This is a genomic window from Serinicoccus hydrothermalis (assembly GCF_001685415.1).
Lineage (GTDB): Bacteria > Actinomycetota > Actinomycetes > Actinomycetales > Dermatophilaceae > Ornithinicoccus > Ornithinicoccus hydrothermalis.
Window position 1 is genome coordinate 1,875,791 of the sequence record NZ_CP014989.1, and the last position, 19,473, is coordinate 1,895,263.

General features: G+C 74.5%; 23 protein-coding genes. 2 read left to right on the forward strand and 21 right to left on the reverse strand.

The window, feature by feature from the left end; genetic code table 11:
* Positions 1-3: 3 nt before the first annotated feature.
* From SGUI_RS08665 to SGUI_RS08720, 12 genes are all read right to left on the reverse strand, one after another.
* Positions 4-2,931, reverse strand: coding sequence for a LysM peptidoglycan-binding domain-containing protein (locus SGUI_RS08665; protein WP_066638833.1), 2,928 nt, complete (start codon positions 2,929-2,931; stop codon positions 4-6).
* Between the two features lie 31 nt (positions 2,932-2,962).
* On the reverse strand, positions 2,963-3,931 hold the full coding sequence (locus SGUI_RS08670) for a hypothetical protein (RefSeq protein WP_157621788.1): 969 nt from the start codon (positions 3,929-3,931) through the stop codon (positions 2,963-2,965).
* Entirely contained in the window at positions 3,916-4,668 is a 753-nt protein-coding gene (locus SGUI_RS08675; RefSeq protein WP_066638838.1) for a hypothetical protein, read from the reverse strand. Before SGUI_RS08675 ends, SGUI_RS08670 begins: the two co-directional genes overlap by 16 nt.
* Before the next feature lies 1 nt (position 4,669).
* Positions 4,670-5,242 carry a TadE/TadG family type IV pilus assembly protein gene (locus SGUI_RS08680; RefSeq protein ID WP_066638841.1) on the reverse strand — a complete coding sequence of 191 codons (573 nt, stop codon included), beginning with the start codon at positions 5,240-5,242 and terminating at the stop codon, positions 4,670-4,672.
* Entirely contained in the window at positions 5,239-5,661 is a 423-nt protein-coding gene (locus SGUI_RS08685; RefSeq protein ID WP_066638844.1) for a TadE/TadG family type IV pilus assembly protein, read from the reverse strand. The genes SGUI_RS08680 and SGUI_RS08685 overlap by 4 nt, the downstream gene beginning before the upstream one ends.
* A gap of 38 nt (positions 5,662-5,699) precedes the next feature.
* Positions 5,700-6,155, reverse strand: coding sequence for a TadE/TadG family type IV pilus assembly protein (locus SGUI_RS08690; protein WP_066638847.1), 456 nt, complete (start codon positions 6,153-6,155; stop codon positions 5,700-5,702).
* Positions 6,155-6,364: a hypothetical protein gene (locus SGUI_RS08695; protein WP_066638848.1), complete on the reverse strand. Its 210-nt coding sequence runs from the start codon at positions 6,362-6,364 to the stop codon at positions 6,155-6,157. The genes SGUI_RS08690 and SGUI_RS08695 overlap by 1 nt, the downstream gene beginning before the upstream one ends.
* Before the next feature lie 122 nt (positions 6,365-6,486).
* A complete protein-coding gene (locus SGUI_RS08700) occupies positions 6,487-7,431 on the reverse strand; it encodes a type II secretion system F family protein (protein ID WP_237141310.1) in 945 nt (314 codons plus the stop codon).
* Entirely contained in the window at positions 7,428-8,366 is a 939-nt protein-coding gene (locus tag SGUI_RS08705) for a type II secretion system F family protein (protein WP_066638850.1), read from the reverse strand. The genes SGUI_RS08700 and SGUI_RS08705 overlap by 4 nt, the downstream gene beginning before the upstream one ends.
* On the reverse strand, positions 8,366-9,721 hold the full coding sequence (locus tag SGUI_RS08710) for a CpaF family protein (protein ID WP_191090887.1): 1,356 nt from the start codon (positions 9,719-9,721) through the stop codon (positions 8,366-8,368). Before SGUI_RS08710 ends, SGUI_RS08705 begins: the two co-directional genes overlap by 1 nt.
* On the reverse strand, positions 9,718-10,662 hold the full coding sequence (locus SGUI_RS08715) for a CpaE/TadZ family protein (RefSeq protein ID WP_066638852.1): 945 nt from the start codon (positions 10,660-10,662) through the stop codon (positions 9,718-9,720). Before SGUI_RS08715 ends, SGUI_RS08710 begins: the two co-directional genes overlap by 4 nt.
* A 7-nt stretch (positions 10,663-10,669) precedes the next feature.
* Positions 10,670-11,347 (reverse strand): flagella basal body P-ring formation protein FlgA, encoded by a 678-nt coding sequence (locus tag SGUI_RS08720; protein ID WP_066638856.1) that lies wholly within the window; start codon positions 11,345-11,347, stop codon positions 10,670-10,672.
* 149 nt (positions 11,348-11,496) lie between these two features.
* Between SGUI_RS08720 and SGUI_RS08725 the strand changes: the two genes are divergently transcribed.
* Both SGUI_RS08725 and SGUI_RS08730 read left to right on the forward strand, forming a co-directional pair.
* Positions 11,497-11,829: a rhodanese-like domain-containing protein gene (locus SGUI_RS08725; RefSeq protein WP_066638859.1), complete on the forward strand. Its 333-nt coding sequence runs from the start codon at positions 11,497-11,499 to the stop codon at positions 11,827-11,829.
* A gap of 2 nt (positions 11,830-11,831) precedes the next feature.
* Complete coding sequence (locus SGUI_RS08730; RefSeq protein ID WP_083190584.1) at positions 11,832-12,683, forward strand: HAD family hydrolase; 852 nt, start codon at positions 11,832-11,834, stop codon at positions 12,681-12,683.
* Positions 12,684-12,774: 91 nt separating this feature from the next.
* Here SGUI_RS08730 and SGUI_RS08735 read toward each other — a convergent pair whose 3' ends face one another.
* From SGUI_RS08735 to SGUI_RS08775, 9 genes are all read right to left on the reverse strand, one after another.
* Positions 12,775-13,635, reverse strand: a complete 861-nt coding sequence (locus SGUI_RS08735) for an Fpg/Nei family DNA glycosylase (RefSeq protein ID WP_066638863.1) — start codon at positions 13,633-13,635, stop codon at positions 12,775-12,777.
* A complete protein-coding gene (locus SGUI_RS08740; RefSeq protein WP_066638869.1) occupies positions 13,635-14,687 on the reverse strand; it encodes an App1 family protein in 1,053 nt (350 codons plus the stop codon). Before SGUI_RS08740 ends, SGUI_RS08735 begins: the two co-directional genes overlap by 1 nt.
* A 10-nt stretch (positions 14,688-14,697) precedes the next feature.
* Complete coding sequence (locus SGUI_RS08745) at positions 14,698-15,204, reverse strand: hypothetical protein (RefSeq protein WP_066638874.1); 507 nt, start codon at positions 15,202-15,204, stop codon at positions 14,698-14,700.
* 78 nt (positions 15,205-15,282) lie between these two features.
* Positions 15,283-15,507 (reverse strand): hypothetical protein, encoded by a 225-nt coding sequence (locus SGUI_RS08750; RefSeq protein WP_066638876.1) that lies wholly within the window; start codon positions 15,505-15,507, stop codon positions 15,283-15,285.
* The gene (locus tag SGUI_RS08755) at positions 15,495-16,007 is read right to left on the reverse strand and encodes a hypothetical protein (RefSeq protein ID WP_066638878.1); all 513 of its coding nucleotides are present in this window, start codon (positions 16,005-16,007) and stop codon (positions 15,495-15,497) included. The genes SGUI_RS08750 and SGUI_RS08755 overlap by 13 nt, the downstream gene beginning before the upstream one ends.
* Complete coding sequence (locus SGUI_RS08760; RefSeq protein WP_066638880.1) at positions 16,004-16,585, reverse strand: hypothetical protein; 582 nt, start codon at positions 16,583-16,585, stop codon at positions 16,004-16,006. Before SGUI_RS08760 ends, SGUI_RS08755 begins: the two co-directional genes overlap by 4 nt.
* Positions 16,582-17,154: a MauE/DoxX family redox-associated membrane protein gene (locus SGUI_RS08765; RefSeq protein WP_066638882.1), complete on the reverse strand. Its 573-nt coding sequence runs from the start codon at positions 17,152-17,154 to the stop codon at positions 16,582-16,584. The genes SGUI_RS08760 and SGUI_RS08765 overlap by 4 nt, the downstream gene beginning before the upstream one ends.
* Positions 17,151-17,861 (reverse strand): hypothetical protein, encoded by a 711-nt coding sequence (locus SGUI_RS08770; RefSeq protein ID WP_066638887.1) that lies wholly within the window; start codon positions 17,859-17,861, stop codon positions 17,151-17,153. Before SGUI_RS08770 ends, SGUI_RS08765 begins: the two co-directional genes overlap by 4 nt.
* Positions 17,862-17,875: 14 nt before the next feature.
* Positions 17,876-19,375: a cell wall-binding repeat-containing protein gene (locus SGUI_RS08775; RefSeq protein WP_066638895.1), complete on the reverse strand. Its 1,500-nt coding sequence runs from the start codon at positions 19,373-19,375 to the stop codon at positions 17,876-17,878.
* Between the last annotated feature and the right edge of the window lie 98 nt (positions 19,376-19,473).

Below are 19,473 nucleotides of genomic sequence, written 5' to 3' on the forward strand. Positions count from 1 at the left end.
TGCTCACCCCAGCTCGCGCAGGTCCGGGCTCAGGTGCGAAGCGAGGGCGGCCGTCTCCGGCTCCAGCGGCTCCTCGCCGAGGACCGTGCGCATCTCGCCGACGAGGCGGGCGGCCTGGTCCGGGTCCGAGCCGCCGAGCAGGCGCAGCAGGTCGCGCCACAGCGACTGGGCCCGCGGGACCAGGGTCAGGCCGTCGCGCAGCACCCGCTGGGCGGCCGCGGCGTCGCCGGCCGAGGCGAGCGCCCCGGCGCAGTGGCGGGCCACGGCGGTGACGACGACGCGGGCGTCCCGGGCGGCCTGGTGGAAGGCCAGCCAGCTGTAGCGCGTGCTCGGGGTCGCCGAGAAGGCCTCGCCGCGGGCCTGCGCGAGCACGCCGGCCAGCCGCTGCGGCTCCTGCCCGCGCCGTCCCGCGAGGGAGGCGAGCTCCAGCCAGTCGACGTGCACCTCGGGTCCGAGCCGCCAGCGGCCGCCGGCGTCCCGGTCGAGCAGCGGCTCGCCGTCGCTCCCGGTGCCCAGCCACTGCGTGGCCGAGGCCAGCGTCGCCTCGACGACGTCGTCCTCGACGCCGCGCGGCCACAGCGAGATCCGGAGCACCGCGTCGTGGACGCCCTCCGGGTGCAGGGCCACCAGGGTCACCAGCTCGGTGAGCAGCTCCTCGCGGGCCGGGTTGACCTCACCCGGCGCGTGGACGACGACCGGACCGAGCAGACCCACATGCGCCAGCGCCTCCTGGCGCTCGGGCATGGACGTGGCGGCCTCGACGTGGGCCCGGCCCTCGCGGGGCAGGGTCGAGACGGCGTCGACCGGTCCGAGCGCGGCGGCCCGGGAGGCGGCCTGGGCGCCGTCCTCGGCGCTCTGCCGCACCCAGCCGGCCACCCGGTCGAGGTCGCCGTGGCGCAGCCGGCGCGCCGTGCCGTTCATGCCGAGCACCCCCAGGTCGAGCTGACCGGAGGCGTCGACGGCGAAGCGCCAGCGGGCGGCCACGGTCTGGCCCACGCACAGCACGGAGACGCCGGTGCGGCCGGAGGAGAGCAGCTCGGTGAGCTGGTGGGCCTCCTGGGGGCCGGGCGTGCCGGACAGCACGACGAGGTGCGGCCGCAGGTCGCTGCCCGCGCCGGCCGAGCGACCGGCGAGGACGCCGTCGACCCCCAGCCCGCGCAGCAGGGAGCGGTGCGCGTCGGTGTCGCGACGGCCGAGCGCGATGGCCTCCTCGATGGAGCGCACCTGCTCGATCCGGCCCGGGGCGAGGTCGGCGAGCGCCGACGTCGCGCTGTCGGCGAAGCCGACGAGGGTGACCCGGGCACCGTCGGACCAGGGGTGGGTCACGAGGTCGACCACCGTGGACAGCGCCACCTCGCGGGCCACCTCCGGATCGCCGCCGATGCTCACCAGACCGGGCGCGTACTCGAGGTCGACGAGCAGGTCGAAGCCGTGCGAGGACGCGACGTTGACCAGGGCCGGCCACGGCGCCGGGCCGTCGACGGGGTAGCCGTCGAGGTCCGCCGACCGCAGCACCCACACGCCGCCCTCCTCGGTCACCTGCCAGGGTGCCGGCGGGGCCGGGTGGTCCGCGCCCTGCCCGGCGAGGTGGACGATGACCTGGTCGTCGCCGACGTAGACGGCGGCGGCGTCCGGCAGCGCCAGACCCTGCTGCCGTCGGCCCGCGGCGAGCAGCCGCAGCCCGCGGTCGAGCAGGTCGGCCCGGCCACCGTTGGCGGCCAGCCGCAGCGCCTGCTCCGGCGCCGCCGGGTCGCCGTAGGGGCCACGCCGGCTCGACAGGGCCAGCGCGAGACCGGCCAGCACCATGCCGCCGCCCAGGGCCAGGTCGCCGAGGGGGACCCGCTCCGCCTCGGGGGCCTCGGTCACTCCCTCGGCAGCCGCGCCGGCGGCTCCGTCCACGCCCGAGGTCTGCAGGTCCGCGGCGCCCGCGACCGCCCCGGCGGCACCGGACCCGGCCGCCGACGCGGCCTCCCCGGCCGTGTCACCGGTGCGCTGCGCGACGTCGTCGAGCTGGGCCTGCGCCTGAGCGGCGCTGGCCGTCGGGGTCTGGGTCGCCGGCACGTGCGCCCGCACCGAGGTGATGTCCCGGCCGGACGCGTCCGCCGGCATGACCAGCTGCCAGCCGGACTGGATGAGGTCGGCGTCCTGCAGCTTGCGGCCGTCCGGCTGCACCCGGTCCTTGTTGAGCTGGTAGATCTCCTTGTAGCGGAAGGGGTCGCCCATCGTCCGGTCGGCGATGTCCCAGAGGGTGTCGTGGTTGCGCCCCGCGGGCGGCTTCACCTCGTAGAACTTCGTCACCTTGACGCTCGCCCCCGCCTCGGCGTCGACCCGGTCCTGCTCGTCGGCGCCCGTGCCCGGGCTCTGGTCCCCGGTGCCCTCCGAGCCCAGCGCCAGGCCACCCTGCGAGCCCTGCTGCGCCGAGTCGCCGGCCGGCGCGGTGCTCACCACGGAGGCCACCGGCGCACCGGACTGCCCCGGGGCCTGGCCGGTCATGGTCGCGGTGCCCGCCAGGAGCAGCACCCCGGCGATCAGACGCCGCGCCACCAGCTGCGAGCCGCCACCGGCCGGCACCATGCCGGGGAGCCGGCCCGCGCGCACCGCGCGCCACTCGGCGAGGAGGCAGACCACGAAGTGCGCCCACACCAGCCAGACGAGGACGGCCACGATGTCGATGAGTGCCTGCGCCGTCACCGGGGCGGTCAGCCACTCCATGGTCGGGGCCGAGGTCGGCAGCGGGTTGCCCACCCACAGGACCAGACCCACCGGCACGCCCACGACGAGGACGAGCAGGCCCAGCAGCGCCGCGACCCCCTTGCCGACCGAGCGCTCGGTGCGCTCGGGCCGGGGCAGGTGGTCGGCGGCGGTCCGTGGACGGAAACCGGACTGGCGCTGCGACGCTCCGCCCGGTCGCTTGGGTGTGGTCGTGCTCATCGTGCTGCTCCCCTCCTGGTGGGGCCCTCGGTCACGGACGGACCAGGGCCTGCACCTCGTTGACCTGGATGACCCCTTCGGAGCTCTTGACGAAGGAGTGGAACGGCTGCCACTCGCCGTTGATGCGGGCGTCGATCTGCCACTGCGCGTGGATCTCGCCCTCGTAGGCGTCGTCCGGCTGGGTGTGGCTGGACTGCTCGAAGGCGTGCCAGCACGCGTCGGGCACGGTCTTCGGGGTGTCCTTCGTCGTGACCTCCTTGCCGGACCCGGGGCACTTGACCGCGGGGCCGTCGCGACCCTCGGGGTAGACGAGCAGCTCGGTGACCCGGCCGCGCATCTCGACGCCCGGGATGGACAGGTCGACGTGGATCTCGTCGTCACCGGCGTTGTAGAAGGCGACGTCGTCGTTGACCCAGGGCACCGGGCTCGGCGAGGACAGCATGAGCGGCACCGGGACGTTGCCGTTGCGGACGAAGCGGTTGATGAACTCCCGCTGGTTGGGCGTCAGCTCCACGAGCTCGGGGTCGTCCGGCTCGTAGATCCAGATGCCAACCGCGAAGAAGAGGCCCTCGGGCTCGATCTCGTAGGTCTTGCGGTCGATCCCGCGCAGGCAGCGGTGCCAGTAGTAGTGGGTGCCGTCGGTGAGCGGGTCCAGCCCGATGTTCTCCAGCTCGTCGGCGTCCAGCCGCTGGTGCCAGCAGTCCGGCAGGTCGTCGCCCTTGAGCACCTCACGGATCGTCGGTCCGTCGAAGGCCCGCGCCGACAGGCATACCCCGCCCACGGAGTTGGGCGAGGCGATGAGCGAGCACGCCGAGCCGCCGCCGGTCTGGTAGGTCTTGATCCGGGTGCGGTTCTCCGAGGGCCACTGGATCGGCTGCCCCGGGCGCGGCGGCACGTCGATGGCCTGCGCCGACTGCACCGGCGCGAGGGTCAGCGTCAGCCCCACCGTCAGCAGGGCGGCAAGGATCGCGCGCACGCGCCCGGTCATCGTCCTGGCCATGAGTCCGTCTCCACCTCGGTCGTCGAGCAGTTGAGCAGTCCGGCATAGAGGGCCTGGACGAGGTATGCCCCCTCGTCACCCGGGTCCTCGATCAGCTCGTACTCGACCGAGGACACCTCCAGACCGGTCACGCCGTCCCCGGAGCCGGCGGATTCCACGGAGAACCCGTCCGTCACCATACAGCCCTGGACCGACCAGGTTCCATCCTCGAGCTCGGAGACGGACAACGGGGTGTAGGGCAGCGGGCCCGGGTAGGAGCGCCCGAACTCCTCGCCGAGGATCTCCATGATCCCGTCGTAGCCGCCCTCGTCCATCGTGGCGAGCCACTCCTCGTCCTGCGGCGCGTCCGCGCTCGCGGCCCGGGCGAAGGTCTCGTTGAACCGCCGCAGCGCCTCCACGCGGGGGTCGCCCTCCAGCTCCTCGGTGTCGACGTCGACCGGCGGCGGCTCGGCGGTGAACGTCGCCCAGGTGTCGGGCTGGTCGGTGGATCCCTCGGTCCCGGCGTCGGCGTCCTCGTCGTCGTCCTCGGAGGCCGCGGTCTCCTCCGGCTCCTCCCCCGTGGGTTCCGGCTCCTGCGTGGTCGGCGCCGCGGTCGCCTGAGGCCCGTCGTCGGAGGCCATCGCGGTCGGCGAGCTCTCCGGGAGGTCGTCGGAGCCGCCGCACGCGGCCAGGGCCAGCGGCAGGGCGGCCACCAGCAGCGCGGGGCGCCAGCGGGACAGGACGGTGGTCTGGGTCATCTCACGGCTCCGGGATCGGCCCGGGCTCCGGGTCGGGGTCGGGGTCAGGTTCGGGCCCGGGGTCAGGTCCCGGGTCGGGGTCGGGACCAGGGTCCTCGCCGGGGTCCGGCTCTGGTGCTGGCTCAAGCAACTCTCCTGCCACGGGTTCGGCGCGCCCCACCCCGGAGGCGCTCAGGCTGCGCAGCCCCACCATCCCGAGCAGCGTGGTCGGGATCTCGGTGTCGACCCGCACCACCATGGTGTAGGGCCGCGGGCTGTCGTCGGCGGGCTCGATGTCTGAGACGCCGCAGCTGGTCACGGCGTTCCGCTGCAGGACGCGGGCGCAGTAGTCGGCGACGTTCTGCCGCGCCTGGCGCTCGTCCAGGGTGGCCGGCGGTTCCGGCTCGACCGCCTGGGCGCCGGCGCGGGCCGCCTCCTCGGCGTAGGCCACCGCCTGGCTGCGCGCGTTGAGCTGCCGCGAGGCGTCGATGACCAGGCCGGCGATCATGAGCAGCGCCAGGGCGAGCACCGGGATGAGCGGCAGGATCGACCCGCGCTCGGCGTCGGTGCGCAGCCGCTGCACGAGGCGGTTCACGGGGTCAGCCCCCGGTGCTGGTCCACCACGGAGGCGAAGGAGGAGGAGGGCGAGACGCGCCCGGGTGCGCCGGGCATACCGATGTCGGACAGGGAGTAGCTGCACGAGGCCTGGACGGTCAGCGTGGAGCCCGGCTCGAAGTCGCCGGAGATCTGGACGGCCAGGCTGGCGGGGCACCCCTGCACGGCCTGGGTGTTCTCCCGCAGCACCGCGAGGGCGCTGCTCTGCGCCTCCTGCATGGACCGCGCCTGGGTGGCGACGCGGGCGGCGTCGCGGGTGCCCGCCTCGAGGTGACCGTTGGCCCAGGCGACGCGGCCGAAGGTCCAGGCCAGGGCGAGCAGGAGCAGCACGACGGGCGCGGCGAAGGCGAACTCGAGCGCGATCGAGCCACGCTCGCGCTGCACGCGGGTCCGCGGCATCGGCTGCTCCTCCTCTCGGTATGTCGGTGGTCGGGCGCTCAGGGCGCCGGCTCGGGCTCGAGGAACCGCTCGACGGTCCCGGAGGCGTCGGCGGTGGCGGTGAGGTTCAGCCCCGGCACGAGCGTGATCACCCGTCCGCTGACGGTGACCGTCACCCGGGCGGTGCCGTCGCCCTCCTCGACGTAGGTGCTCGTCGCCTCCGCGTCGGTCAGCCCGGGGCCGCCGACGTTGGAGGCGAAGCGGGTCGTCCGCGCCATCGCGTCGGGACGCAGGGCGGCGTACTGCTGCTGGTCCTCGGCCAGGCGGAGCAGCGAGACACCCTCGCGGGCGGCGTGCGTGGCGGCGGCACGGCCGTAGAAGAAGAAGGCGGCCTGCAGGCTGAAGAAGATCAGCGACAGCAGGACGGGGGCGACGATCGCGAGCTCCAGGGCCGAGGTCCCGGCATCGCGGGCCGGCCGGTGGACCCGCCGCTGGCCGCGGCGGGACGCGGGCATCAGCAGGTGCCGCCGGGTCCCACGTTGCCGCACTGCTCGACCTGGGCGGCCCGGGTCTGGATGACGTTGTAGACCGCGGCGCCGATGAGCGCTGCGGCGACGACGACGACAGCCGCGATCAGGGCCCACTCGAGCGCGGAGGCTCCGCGATCCTTGTGGGCGAGCAGGTCGCGCCGCACACGCAGCGCATAGGCTCTCATCGACTTCATGGGCACCCCTTGGTCATGGTGAACGGTCTGGGCGGCCCCAGACACGCATCGTGCGTATGTTTGCACACCGGGACAGACGATGCCAGTCCACGACCGGTTCCCGGTAAGCGCTTCCGCGACGCTCAGATCGCCTGCTCGGTCATGAGCGCGGTGAGTGCGGGGTAGGCGAGGTAGACGAGGAAGGCCACGACGAGCAGCATCTGCGCGATGAGCATGGACTGCGAGCGCTCTCCCTCGTCGCCCTCGGCCTCGGAGAGCGCCTTGCGGCGCATCGTCGTGGCCCGGGCCGCCAGGGACTGGCGGATCTTGGCGCCGTCGTCGGCGGCGAGCACGAGCGCGCCGGACAGACTCTCCAGCTCCTCCAGGCCGATCTCCTTGCCCAGCTGACCGAGGGCCTCCCACGGGGTGGTCCCGAAGAGCCGGGCGTTGGCAAGGGTCTGCCGGATCCGGACCACGGACCAGTGGTCGCTCACCGAGGACGCGGCGAGCAGCGCCTCCGGGAGGCCGCGGCCACCGGCGAGGTTCATCGACACCAGGTCCAGGAAGATGCCGACCGTGCGGCGGAACTCGCGGCGGCGCTGGTCCGCCTCGGCGCGCAGCGAGAGGTCGGGCAGGAAGAAGCCGAGCAGCCCCAGGAGGAGGCCCAGCCCCAGCGGCATCGCGGGTCCCAGCTCGAGGCCGCCGAGGCGCAGGGCACCCCAGACCAGGGGCCCCACCAGCAGCATGATGGTGCCGCTCACCACCTTGAGCGCGAGCATGGCCCCGACGCTGCGGTTGAGGATGGTGAGGTCGGCCCGGTGCCGGCTCATCTGCCAGCCCCGCTGCGCCGCGAGCACCTCGAAGCGGTCCGCCAGCGCGGTCATCACGGTGCGCCCGCGACGGCTCATGTCGGCGAAGGAGGAGTCGTACTCCGACAGGGTGTGCGTCTTCATCGACCGCGAGCCGGCGTCGATGCGGGCCACCAGCGCGGCGACGCCTGGGCGGGGGCGCAGCAGCATCCGGACGAAGACGTAGACGCCGAGGCCCACGAGGCCTCCGGTGAGCATCGGCCAGACCATCGCGCTCATCGTCGGCCTCCCCGCCGGCCGCCGGTGCGGGCACCCTCGCGCACGTCGTCGAGCATCTCCTCCATGTCGCGGGCCCGGGCCTCGCGGTTGACGACGAGGAAGCGGCTGAGCTTCTGCGGCTCGGACAGGCGGCGCATCCACAGCAGCCCGCCGGCGAAGAGCGCGGCGACGACGAGCAGCACGGCCTGGCCGCCGAGGGTCTCGTAGGGCTCGACGTACTGCCGGTTGAAGACCGCCAGGCCCCCCATGACCGACAGGACGATGATGACGATGATCTTCACCGACCGGCGGATGGAGCGACGCCCCGCCGAGATGCGGCGGCGCATGTCGAGCTCCTCACGGGTGGAGACCGCCAGCGCCCCGAGGACGTCGCGCAGGCCGGGGCCGCGCAGCCGCGCGTTGAGCACCAGCGCGGAGCAGATGACGTCGGCCGAGGGGTCGTCGAGGTCCTCGGCGAAGTGGATGAGCGCCTCGGACAGCGGCTCCCGGATCCGCAGCCGGTCCACGAGCAGGTTGAGCGAGGAGCGGATGGCCGGTCCGGCGTTGACGGCGGTCGCCGGGATCGCCTGCTCCAGGCCGACCGCGCCGGCGATGGTGTCGCGCAGCGACTCGGTCCACGTCGCCAGCGCCTCCAGCTTGTTGATGCCGGCCGTCTCGGCCCGGGCGTCACCGGTGAGCTGGTCCCACAGTCCGGCGAGGAGGCCGACGCCGATCGCGGCCACGACCCAGCGGGTGAGGAGCAGGACGAGGACACCGACCGCGACACCCACGACGAGCCGTCGGCTGACGCCGGCGAGGCTGACGTTGGAGAAGCGACGGGGGGTCGAGGGGTCGCGCTCGGGCAGGCCCACGACGGCCAGCACCGCGACGTAGAGCCCGAGACCGACGACCGCTCCCGCGGCCATCGGCATGAGCAGGGTGTAGAGCTGGCCCATCAGTCCCACCGGGTGACCGGCGTCGGCGTGTAGCCGTAGGGCACGAGCTCGTCGATGCACTCGATCGGGGCCTTGGCGCGCGCGACCCCGTCCGGCCCGGCCGCGAAGACCTCCGAGGAGAGGACCCGGCCGTCCACGCCGGTGACCTCGCGGATGGACTGCACCCCGCGCAGCAGCCCACCACCGGTGGCGTGCTCGTTCTTCTTGCGCATGAAGACGACGAAGTTGATCGACCCCGCGATGAGCATGTGCGTGGCTTCGACCGGGAGGTTCTCCTCGGCCTGCAGGGCATACGTCGCGATGCGGTTGAAGACCTCCATCGAGGAGTTCGCGTGGATGGTCGAGAGCGAGCCGTCGTTGCCCTGGCTCATGGCGTTGAGCATCGTGACGATCTCGTCACCCAGGACCTCACCGACGATGACCCGCGAGGGGTTCATGCGCAGGCTGCGCCGCACCAGCTCGGCCATGGTCACCTGGCCGACGCCCTCGGAGTTGGGCAGCCGCTCCTCGAAGGCCACGACGTTGGGGTGCTGGTCCTCGAACTTGTCCAGCCCCAGCTCCAGGGCGCGCTCCACGGTGATGAGCCGCTCGTCCGCCGGGATCTCGGCGGCCATCGCCCGGAGCATCGTCGTCTTCCCCGAGTTGGTCGCCCCGGCGATCATGATGTTCTTGCGCGCCGCGACCGCCGCCTTGAGGAAGTTCATGACGTCCTCGCTGAAGGTGTTGGTCGCCATGAGGTCCTCCAGCGCGACCTGACCCAGCCGTGCGCGCCGGATCGACAGCGACGGACGCTGGCAGACGCCCATGACCGCCGAGAGGCGCGACCCGTCCGGCAGCCGGAGGTCCAGCTGCGGGTTGGCCGAGTCGAACGGGCGCGAGGTGAGGCCGACGTTGGCGGCGAGGATCTGGATGAGCTCGATCAGCTCCTCGTCGCTGTCCGCCACCGGGGGCGCGGTCTCCTCCCGGCCGTCGGCATACCCGACGAAGACGCGGTCGCAGCCGTTGATGTCGATGTTCTCGACGTCGCGGTCCTCCAGGAGCGGCTGCAGGCGACCCACGCCGAAGAGCGCCGCGTGGATCGCGGAGGCGACCCGCTCCTCCTCCTCGGCGGTGGGCGGCACCCGGCCCTCGGTGATCATGAGGGTGGCGTGGTCCTCGAGCACCTGCACGATGAGGGAGCGGGCGAAGTGCCGCTCGTCCTCGCTGCTCATCGGGGATCGGCCGGCCACCTCGTCGCGGCGGCGCTGCTGGTTGAGCCGGTCGGCCACCTGCGAGCGCAGCGTCCGGACCAGCTGGTTCAGCTCGGCCTGCTGCTCCGGCGTCGCGCCGGAGAGCAGGCTCGTCGTGGTGGTCATCGCCGACCCCACCTCCTCTTCCTGGGCCGTTCCCGCAGCGCGGGGGTCTCACCGGCGTCCGGGGTCTCCTGCTCGGCGCCCTCGGGGGCCGGCGGCTGCGCGTCCTGGCCCTCGGCGGCGGCCTCGTCCTGCTCCTCGCCCGGCTGCGGGGGCTGATCCGGCGGCGCGGACGTCGCGATGCTCGGGCCGACCGCGGCGACGAGCCGCTCGACGAGCGAGCGGCCGGAGCGCACGAGCATGGTCCGCTCGGGCCGCGCGACCGGCTCGCCGTGGAACATCCGCTCCGGGCGCGGGTCGAGCGCCACCTGGCCGAGGTCGAGGACGTCGGGCAGCTCGGTGCGCACCGTGGCGATCGCCGAGGACGCCTCGTCCTGCTGCTGGACCCCGGTGAGCGCGACGAGCCCGAGCCGGGGGGCGTCCGCGCCCAGGCCGGCGAAGGTCTGCTGCAGCACCGTCATCCGCTCCCGCATGTGCATGACGCTGGCCGGGTGGGCGCGGACCACGCCGACGACGAGGTCGCTGCGCTGCACCAGGGAGAGCTGGCCGGAGCGGGCGCCGAGCTGACCGGCGTCGACGACGACGTCGGTGCCCGGCACCTCGTGGAAGGCGCGGGCCAGGGTGGGCCACAGCGCGGAGGAGGCCTCGGCCTGCTCAGGGGTCTCCAGTCCCACCAGCACGCGCTGACCGCCCTGGGCCACCTGGGAGTGGTCCAGGACCACGCCGGATGACAGGCCGTGCCGCGCCAGCGGCAGCAGGGTCAGCAGACCGGGGTGCTGCGTCAGGGCCAGCCCGGAGTCCGAGGGCAGCCGCATGATGAGGTCGCCGCCGTTGCCGTCGCCGTCGACGAGGAGCGTGGGACGGGGCCACAGGGCCGCGACGAGCATGGACGTGCTCGTGACGCCCGGGGCACCCTTGGCGCTGAAGAAGGAGATCAGGGCCATCGGCTGCTCACTTCGTGCGCCAGTCGACCACCGGCGCGGTGTCGGCCGGCAGCAGGGCGATCGCCGCGGTGCCCGTGGCGCTGGCCGTGACCACGGCGGGCGCGACGCCGTCCGGCACGAGCAGCGTGACGTGGACGGTGTCGCTGGTGTCGCTCTGCGGTCCCACGGAGACGACCTTGGCGGCGGCGACGAGCTCCTCGGCGTCCTCGGCCTCGGCGACGGCCGACTCGGCGGCGGTGGCGAAGACCCGCACGATGTCCCCCGCCCGCGGGGTGTCCGCCGGGCGGCCGGTCGAGGCGACGACGACACCCACCTGCTGGGCGCCGGCCGGCGCGAGCTGCGAGGCGGTGAACATCTGGCCGGAGACGAGGCTGCCCGCCGGGATCGAGCTCACCGCCTGGGAGCCGACGAACTGGTCGAGCGACGAGGCGCTCACCACCTCGGTGCCCTCCTCGAAGGCGATCTCGGCGGTGGTGAAGTCCTCCGCGGTCACCTGCTGCCCCTGACGGATCGTGTCCTGCGCCACGAGCACCTGCACCCGGTTACCGGTGCGGTAGACGAGGAGCGCGCTGCCCAGCGCGCCGACGAGCACGAGGAGCAGCGCGAGCAGGGCCAGGGCGGGGCGCTTGTCCCGGCTGCGGGCGGGTAGGCGCGACGGGCTGGCACCCGTGGAGGCGGTGGTCATGCGGTGATGTCCCCTTCCGGCACAGACCGGAGCATTCGATGGTTGGGCGGCGATCACCCGCGACGGTGCTCAGCCGCCGACCACTGTAACCTGCGGCGCCTACCTGGCCCTAGCGACGGGCATACCTCGTCGGTGCCATAGTGAGGGGTATGAGCGACATCCCCAGCATCGCCGTGACCGACCTGCCCGACGACGCCGTCCTCGTCGACGTCCGTGAGCCGGACGAGTGGGCCGCGGGCCACGCGCCCGGCGCCGTCCACCTACCCCTGGGCGACCTCCCGGCCCGGATCGACGAGCTGCCCGAGACGCAGACCTCGCTGCCCGTGGTCTGCCGCAGCGGCGGCCGGTCCGGCCGCGCCGTGCAGTGGCTGGTCCAGCAGGGCTTCGACGTGGTCAACGTCGACGGCGGCATGCAGGCGTGGAACCGCGCCGGGAAGAGCATGGTCGGCGGCCCGGAGGGCCAGGACCCCACCGTCGCCTGAGCGTGGCCGACCGCGACGATCGCGCCGGCCGCCCCACGGACCGGCTGACCCTCGGCTCCCGGGTCGTCGTCCGCCACCTGATCGAGGGCGGCGAGCGGGCCACGGACACCCTCGGGGTGCTGGTCCGGCTCGACCCGCAGACCCTCGTCGTGCGCTCCGACCGCGGTCAGGTGAGCATCGCCGCTGACGCGGTCGTCGCCGCCAAGCCGGTGCCGGAGCGGCCCTGGCGCCTCGCGTCCTTCCTGCGCCGGGCACGCGTCGCCGTCCTCGACCTCGACGGCGTGCTCCGCGACTTCGACGCGACCGGCGAGCGCGCCCGTAGCGAGCGCGAGCTGGGGCTGCCCGAGGCCGGGCTCCCCGACCTCGCCTACGCGCTGCCACAGGCGCGGGCCATGGTCGTCGGCGAGGGGACGTATGCCGAGTGGGTCAGCGCGCTCCGGGAGCACCTGCTCGGGCTCGGCCACCCCGAGCCGCTCGTCGCGCAGGTGGTGCAGCGGTGGGAGCAGGACCGGGGCACGCCCGTGGCGGCGACCGTCGAGCTCCTCGACGAGGTGGTGGCCGACGGCATACCGGTCTTCGTCCTCACCAACGGCAGCGACCGCGTGCCCGAGGAGCTCGAGCGGATCGGGCTGGGCCGCCTCGTCCCTCGGCTGCTCAACTCCCACGGCCTGGGGGTCGCCAAGCCCGACCCCGCGGCGTATGCCGCCGCGCACGCCGAGATCGCCCGCCGCCTGGGACGGGAGGTCCCGCCCGACGAGGTGCGCTTCACCGACGACCGGCCGGACAACGTGGACGCGGCGCGGGCGTTCGGCTGGCAGGCCCAGGTCTTCCGGCCCCGACCGCAGGCCGGCTAGCCGGACAGAAGGGGTGTCCGGTCACCAGATGACGCGGACGGAAGGGGTGTCCGGTCGCGGGAGGCGCGGACGGAAGGGGTGTCCGGTCGGGTCAGCGCAGGAGGCGGGACATGCGCCGGTCGGCGAGCGGCTTGCCGCCGGTCTGGCAGGTGGGGCAGTACTGCAGCGAGGAGTCGGCGAAGGACACCTCGCGCACCGTGTCGCCGCACACCCGGCAGGGCTCGCCGGTGCGGCCGTGGACGTTCATGCCGGCCCGCTTGGCCTCCTTCAGCTGGGCCGCGGGCTTGCCCTCGGCCGCCAGCACCGCGGCCTCCAGCGTGGTGCGCAGCGCGGTGTAGAGACCGCTCACCTGCTCGGGGGTCAGGGCGGACGCGAGCGCGAAGGGCGAGAGCCGGGCGGCGTGCAGGATCTCGTCGGAGTAGGCGTTGCCCACCCCCGCGAGGACCGACTGGTCCCGCAGCAACCCCTTGATCTGGGTCCGTCGTCCCCCGAGCAGGGCGGTGAAGGCGGCCTCGTCGAAGCCGTCCGCCAGGGGGTCCGGCCCCAGCGAGGCCACCCCCGGCACGTCCCCGGGGTCCTTGACGACGTAGGCGGCCAGGCCCTTCTTCGTGCCCGCCTCGGTGAGGTCGAAGCCGGCCCCGTCGTCGAGGCGCAACCGCAGCGCGATCGGGCTGCGGCCGGGGCGCACCTGGGTGCGCGGCATCTCGTCGTACCACCGCAGCCAGCCGGCGCGGGCCAGGTGGAAGACGAGGTGGGTCCCGTCGACGTCGACGTCCACGAACTTCCCGTGCCGCGCCACGGCGTCGACCGGCGCCCCCACGAGCGCGGTCGGCGGCGGGTCGAAGGTCTTGAGCACCGCGATGGAGCCCAGCTCGACGTCGGTGACGACCCGCCCGGTGAGCCGGTCGGCGAGGAAGTCCGTGAGGGCCTGGACCTCGGGCAGCTCGGGCATCAGCCCTGCCTCCGCGCCCGGGCACCGACGAGCAGCTGGTGCAGGCCGAAGCCGTTGGCGGCCTTGAGCATCGGCACCTGGACCCGCTTGCCGAGCAGCTCGTCGGTCGCCACCGGCAGACCGCTGGAGAGCACCTGCTCGGCCGGGGTCAGCTCGCGCAGGCAGATCGCCTCGACCGCCTCCGGGTGCTCCTGCGCGAACTGGCCGTAGATGACCGGGTCGTGCTGGCCATCGTCGCCGACGAGGATCCAGCGCAGCCCCGGGAACTCCTCCCGGAGCCGGCGCAGCTCGAGCTCCTTGTGCTCCTGCCCGGAGCGGAACCAACCCGTGTTGGTCGGCCCCCAGTCGGTGAGCAGCATGGGACCGACGGGGTACTCGTGCCGCCGCAGGAACCTCGTCAGCGCCGGGGCGGTGTTCCAGGCGCCGGTCGAGAGGTAGAAGACCGGCATGCCCGGGGTCTCGGCGCACAGCGCGCGGTACATCGAGCTCATGCCCGGCACCGCCTCCCGCACCTGCTCGGAGCGGACGAAGGTGTTCCAGCCGGCGATGAGGATACGGGGCAGGTGGGTGACCATGACCGTGTCGTCGATGTCGCTGACCAGCCCCACGCCGACGTCGGGGTTCACGACGAACACCGAGACGGTGAGCGAGTCGCCGTTGCCGATCTCGAGGTATGCCTCCTGCCACCCCGGACCCAGGCCGTGCCCGGCGAGCTCGACGTCGACATACCCGCCGCGGTCGGTGCGGGTGACGACCTCGGCCTCCCCGAGGCGCACCCGCACGGGGACGTCCATGGCCGGTGCGGTGAGGAAGAGCCGCCAGCCCCGCTGGGCGATGTCGAGCAGCGAGTCCTGGGCGTGCGTGAGGGCGGTGCGGGCCTCCTCCGGCTCGTGCCGCGACAGCAGCACCCGGGCGAAGAGGCGGGCACCGGTGGGGCTGCCGTAGCCCGTGTAGCCGAAGACCCGCTCGTGCCAGCCGCGTCGGCGCAGCCCGGCGTCCAGACGACGTCGGACCGAGTCCTCGATGAGGGCGGCGATGTGGGGACGCGCCATGCGGCACACCCTATCCGGCGAGGCGAGCCCACGCCGCGCCCAGCAGCAGCACCGCGGCGAGCACGCTCCCGGCGCGCTCCAGGACCCGGGAGTGCCGCGCCAGGAAGTCCTGCCAGCCGGGTGCCCCCAGCCCGATCCAGACGAGGACCGCCCAGGAGCGGGAGAAGCCGAAGGCCGCGCCGAGGACCACCGCGGCCCACCAGGGCGGCACGACGAGCAGCACGAAGACGGCGGCCAGCCAGGACGCGGCGGAGGGGACCAGGGTGCGCCAGCCGCAGCCGTACTCCAGGCCGAAGCGGAAGCCGCCCCGGGCGATCCCGCGGGCGAAGACCTCCTGCGGGATGAGGGCCGAGCGCTGCGGCAGCGGCAGCGCGGGCGTGAGCAGGTCGAGCAGGGTCAGCGCCACCACGGCGAGGACCAGCAGGACCATCCGCACGGGTGCGGGGATCGGGCTGACCAGGCCGGCCAGCACCCCGAGTGCGGCACCGGTGGCGGCACCCCCGAGGGTGGTCCCCACGGCGAAGGCTCCCCAGAGGAGCAGTTGGACATGTCGGCCCCGGACCGAGGCCACCAGCGCCCACGCGCTGTTGACGCCTCAGGTGCTGCCGGACAGGGCCATCCCGGCCACGACCACGGCGAAGAGCGCCGGGACCAGCCAGAGCGCCCCCGCTCCCGGGAGGAGGGTGGCGGACACGGCGAGGCCGACGGCCCCGGTGAGGAGCAGCAGCGGCAGCGGGTCGGCCACCCACCGACGCCAGACCGGTATGCCGGTGGCCGCGTCCGCGACGACCGGCAGGTCGGGGTCCTCTAGATCGCCCACGGGCAGATCGTCGCCATGCAGGAGCCGGAGCCGGAGCAGGTCCAGCCGTCCGAGCAGCGCCAGGTGCGGCCGTCGCTGAACTTCCAGTTCCACGAGTCGTAGACGCCGCCCCAGCAGTCGTCCGGGCGGTGCGTGTAGTAGCGGTCGATCCCCGGGGCGTTCTTGTGCCAGGCCACGACGTTGCCGGCGCCGGAGCGGTACCTCCAGCAGCAGGCCTGGTCGGTGCACATCGGCGAGGGACCGCACTGGATGCCGTTCTCGGTGTGATCGCGGGCATACGTCGCGCAGGGGCCGGTGCTGGTGTCGGTGTAGTCGAGGAAGTAGGCGGCCTCGGCCTTGACCTTGGTGCCGCCCCGGTTGACCAGCGCGAGCGAGCCCACGCCCACGGCCGTCCCGGCACCCAGCACCCGCGCCAGGAAGCCGCGCCGGCTGGGGCGCTCGCGCAGCCGGTCCCGCAGCCGGCCGGTGTCGGCCTCCGGCAGGTCCTCGAACCGCATCATGAGCTGCGCTCCTCCCTCATCGGCAGCGGGGTGGCGGCCTGACGGAGCCAGGCGCCCAGGTCGGTGTCCTCGTCCGGCAGCAGCGCCGCACGCAGCGTGCCCCCGTCGTCGAGCAGGGCGAGGTAGGGCGTCGCCGGCACCGCGAGCCGGTCCATGAGCCCGCGGCCCTGCGGCCGGCAGGTCAACCGGGCGGCGCCGTGGGCGTCGGCGAGCGCCGGCTCGCAGGAACCCGCCGAGACCACGCCGAGCGCGAGGGCGCCGTCGCGCACCGCCGGGTCCGCGGCCAGGGCCCGCAGGGTCAGCGAGCACGAGCTGCACCCCGGGGAGACGAAGGCGAGGACGGTATGCCCGGCGCCCGGGTCGAGCACCTGCGCGGCGAGGTCCTCGGGCAGCCGGAAACCGACGAGCTCGCGCGTCGTCCGCGCCGCACCGGTGCCGGTGCCCGGGGACCCGGCGCCCGGCCCGCCCTCCAGCTGCCGGGTGAGCAGGGTCACCTGGCGCAGCAGGCCGGCCAGGCCGAGCGCCAGCAGGGCGATCGCGACGAAGGCGAGGACCAGCGCCGAGGTGGTGAAGCTCATCGCGGCACCCGCGCCAGCGTGGTGAGCTGCTCGGGGACGGCCCGGGCGGCCGGGAGGGCGGCCGTCGCGACGGCGAGGGCGCCACCGGCCAGGACCGCGACGGCGAGCTGGGCGCCGGCGGGGGCCCCGGGCGCGTCCTGCCAGCCGGTCACCGGGGCCAGGACCGCCAGCAGGGCGAGCGCGGCGAGCACACCGGCGCGCGCCACGGCCCAGGGGCCGACCGGGGTGGTGCCCAGGCCGCAGCCGCAGGGCACCGGCGCACCGGCCACGCGCCGCTGCACGACCCACAGGTAGGCCGCGAAGGCCAGGCACAGCGCGGTGCCGGCGAGCGCGAGCAGCCGGGCGGGGCCGGGCGGCAGCAGACCGGTCGCGGCGACCAGCAGACCCAGCCCCAGGCATACCTCCAGCGGACCGAGCGTGCGCGCGACCGGCCCGACGGAGCCCCCGGGCAGAACCCCGTGGGCCCGCAGCGCGCGCGCCGTGTCCCGCGGTCCGCGCAGGTGCCCGACCCCGGCGGCGAGCAGGACGAGGCCGACCGCGAGCGCGCCGGCGCCGCCGAGCAGGCTCACGGGACCAGCTCCACGACGACCTCGGACAACGAGGAGACGACGGCGTCGACGATCTCCTCGGTGCCCGGCATGCCGTAGCTGACGAAGTCGCTGCTCTCGAGGACGGCATAGGGGTGCCGCTCGGTGTCCGAGGAGCGCGAGAGCCGGCCGCCGCGCACGGCGGCCCCGCCGGAGCGACCGTCCTGCAGCTGCCCGGTGCGGGCCCGCCGCACGTCGAGCAGGTAGCCCGCCCCGCCGAGGCCGTCGCCGGCGCCCGACAGCTCGACCACCTGGGCGACGGTCTGGGTGCGGTAGGGCGACCAGCCGGTGCGGCCGGAGGGGCTGAGCACCGGGCCGAGCGCGTCCTCCTGGACGTCCACGTCGGCGAGGAAGCCGGTGAGCGTCTCGAGGTCCATCGTGGGGACGGTGAAGCCGTAGACCTGGTGCTCCCCGACCGCGACCGCCCAGCCCAGCCCCTGCTGCGGGTCGCCGCCGAACCGGCCGTGGCGCAGGACCCGGCCGTCGCGCAGGCTCACCTCCCGGTCCAGGGTCGTGCCGGTGACCTCGAGGTAGAACGCCAGGTCGGCGTCCCGGCCGGAGGTCACCTCCAGCTGGCCCTGGCCCTCCAGGGCGAGCACGCCCAGCGCGGTCCCACCCGGCAGCGCGACCGCGTCCGGCACCTCGATCCGGACCGCCTCCCCGGACAGCAGTCGGTGCGTCGTCTCCATGCTGGCTCCCTCCCTCACCCGACGTGCGCGCCGACCTGGTCCATGACCACCGAGCTCAGCGCGACCTGGCCGCCGAGCAGCACCCCGCGCAGGGGGTCCAGCGCCTGCAGCGCCGCGCGCCCGTCGGAGACCAGCTGGTCCTGGCGGGTCAGCACGACGGGCACGCCCTGGCTGCCGGCCCGCGCCGCGCCCACGAGGGCGTCCGGGAAGGCGGTCCCCGTCGCGACGTAGGCGCGCGCCGGGCGCCGGTCGAACTCCTGCGCGATCGCCGAGGCCACGGCATACCGGTTGCTGCCGGAGATGCGCGCCACGGTGCCCGAGGTATGCCGGCGCAGCTGGGTGAGGACGGTGTCCGAGACCGCGCCCGAGCCACCGACGACGACGATGCGGCCGGGGTCGAGCCGCGCCACCTGCTCCTCGACCGCCGGGTGCAGGCCGGCCTTCGGGGTGAGCAGCACGGGCGCGCCCTGGTGGCCGGCCAGCGCGCCGATCGAGAGCGCGTCGGGGAAGTCGTCGCCGCTGGCGACGTAGAGCACCGGGCCACCGGGCGAGTAGCCGCGCGCCACCCCGGCCGAGACGTCGTAGCGGGTGCGGCCGGTGATCCGGGTCGTGGAGTCGGCGTAGGCGCCCGCCTGGCGGGCCACGGTGTCGCTGACCGCCCCGGTGCCGCCCAGCACGACGAGCCGCTCGGGCGAGAGGCGTCGCAGCTGGGCCGCGGTGTCCGAGGGCAGCTGACCGGTGCGGGTGAGCAGGACCGGGGCGTCCTGGCGGCCGGCCAGCGCCGAAGCACCGATGGCGTCGGGGAAGTTCTCCCCGGTGGCGAGGTAGGCCACCTCCACCCCGGCCGGGTAGGTGGCGGCGATCCGGGCCGCCGAGGCATACCGGTCCGCGCCGGAGATCCGGGAGACCGGGGCGTCGCGGCAGGTGTAGATCTGCACGTTGTCGAGGTCCCACCGGGTGCTCGCGCCGTTCCGGCTGCGGTGCTCGAACCACGTGCCGAGGTGGCCGTTCTCGTCGTCGGTCGCCGCGGTGACGTCGTAGACCCGGCCGCCCCACGACTGCCCGGCGTAGACGCGCAGGTCCACCGAGTTGACCTGCGCCCGGGTGTAGGCGGAGTTGCCCTGGGTGCTCCTCGTGGAGAGGCCCAGCATCGTGCGGCGGTCGACCGAGACCTTGACGTAGGGCAGGAAGAGGTGGTCGCTGGCGTCCGAGGAGGACACCGTGGCGCGGGCGGCGGAGCCGTCGCGCGAGGAGACCAGCCCCCACCCGTCGTTGAAGCGCGGCTGCGGCACGGAGGAGTCCATGCTGTGGCTGTCGACGCTCACCCGGCGGGTCATGCCCTCCGGACAGGGCGCCTGCCCCAGACCGCTCCAGTCCACCGCGGTCGACGTGGCCGCCTGGGTCTCCCCGAGGTCCGGGTCCTGCGGGCTCGCCACCGAGGCGGTGCCCAGGCCTAGGGCCGCGAGCGTCGCGAGCGCGAGGCCGGCCGCCCCCGCCTGTCGGATCCGCCTCATCGCTGCACCCCTCGACTCGTTCGCTGCGCCGACCCTACGACGCGACGCCGCGTGGGCGACGTCGCCCCACCGGACCGCACGGGACCGGCGACTCGGGC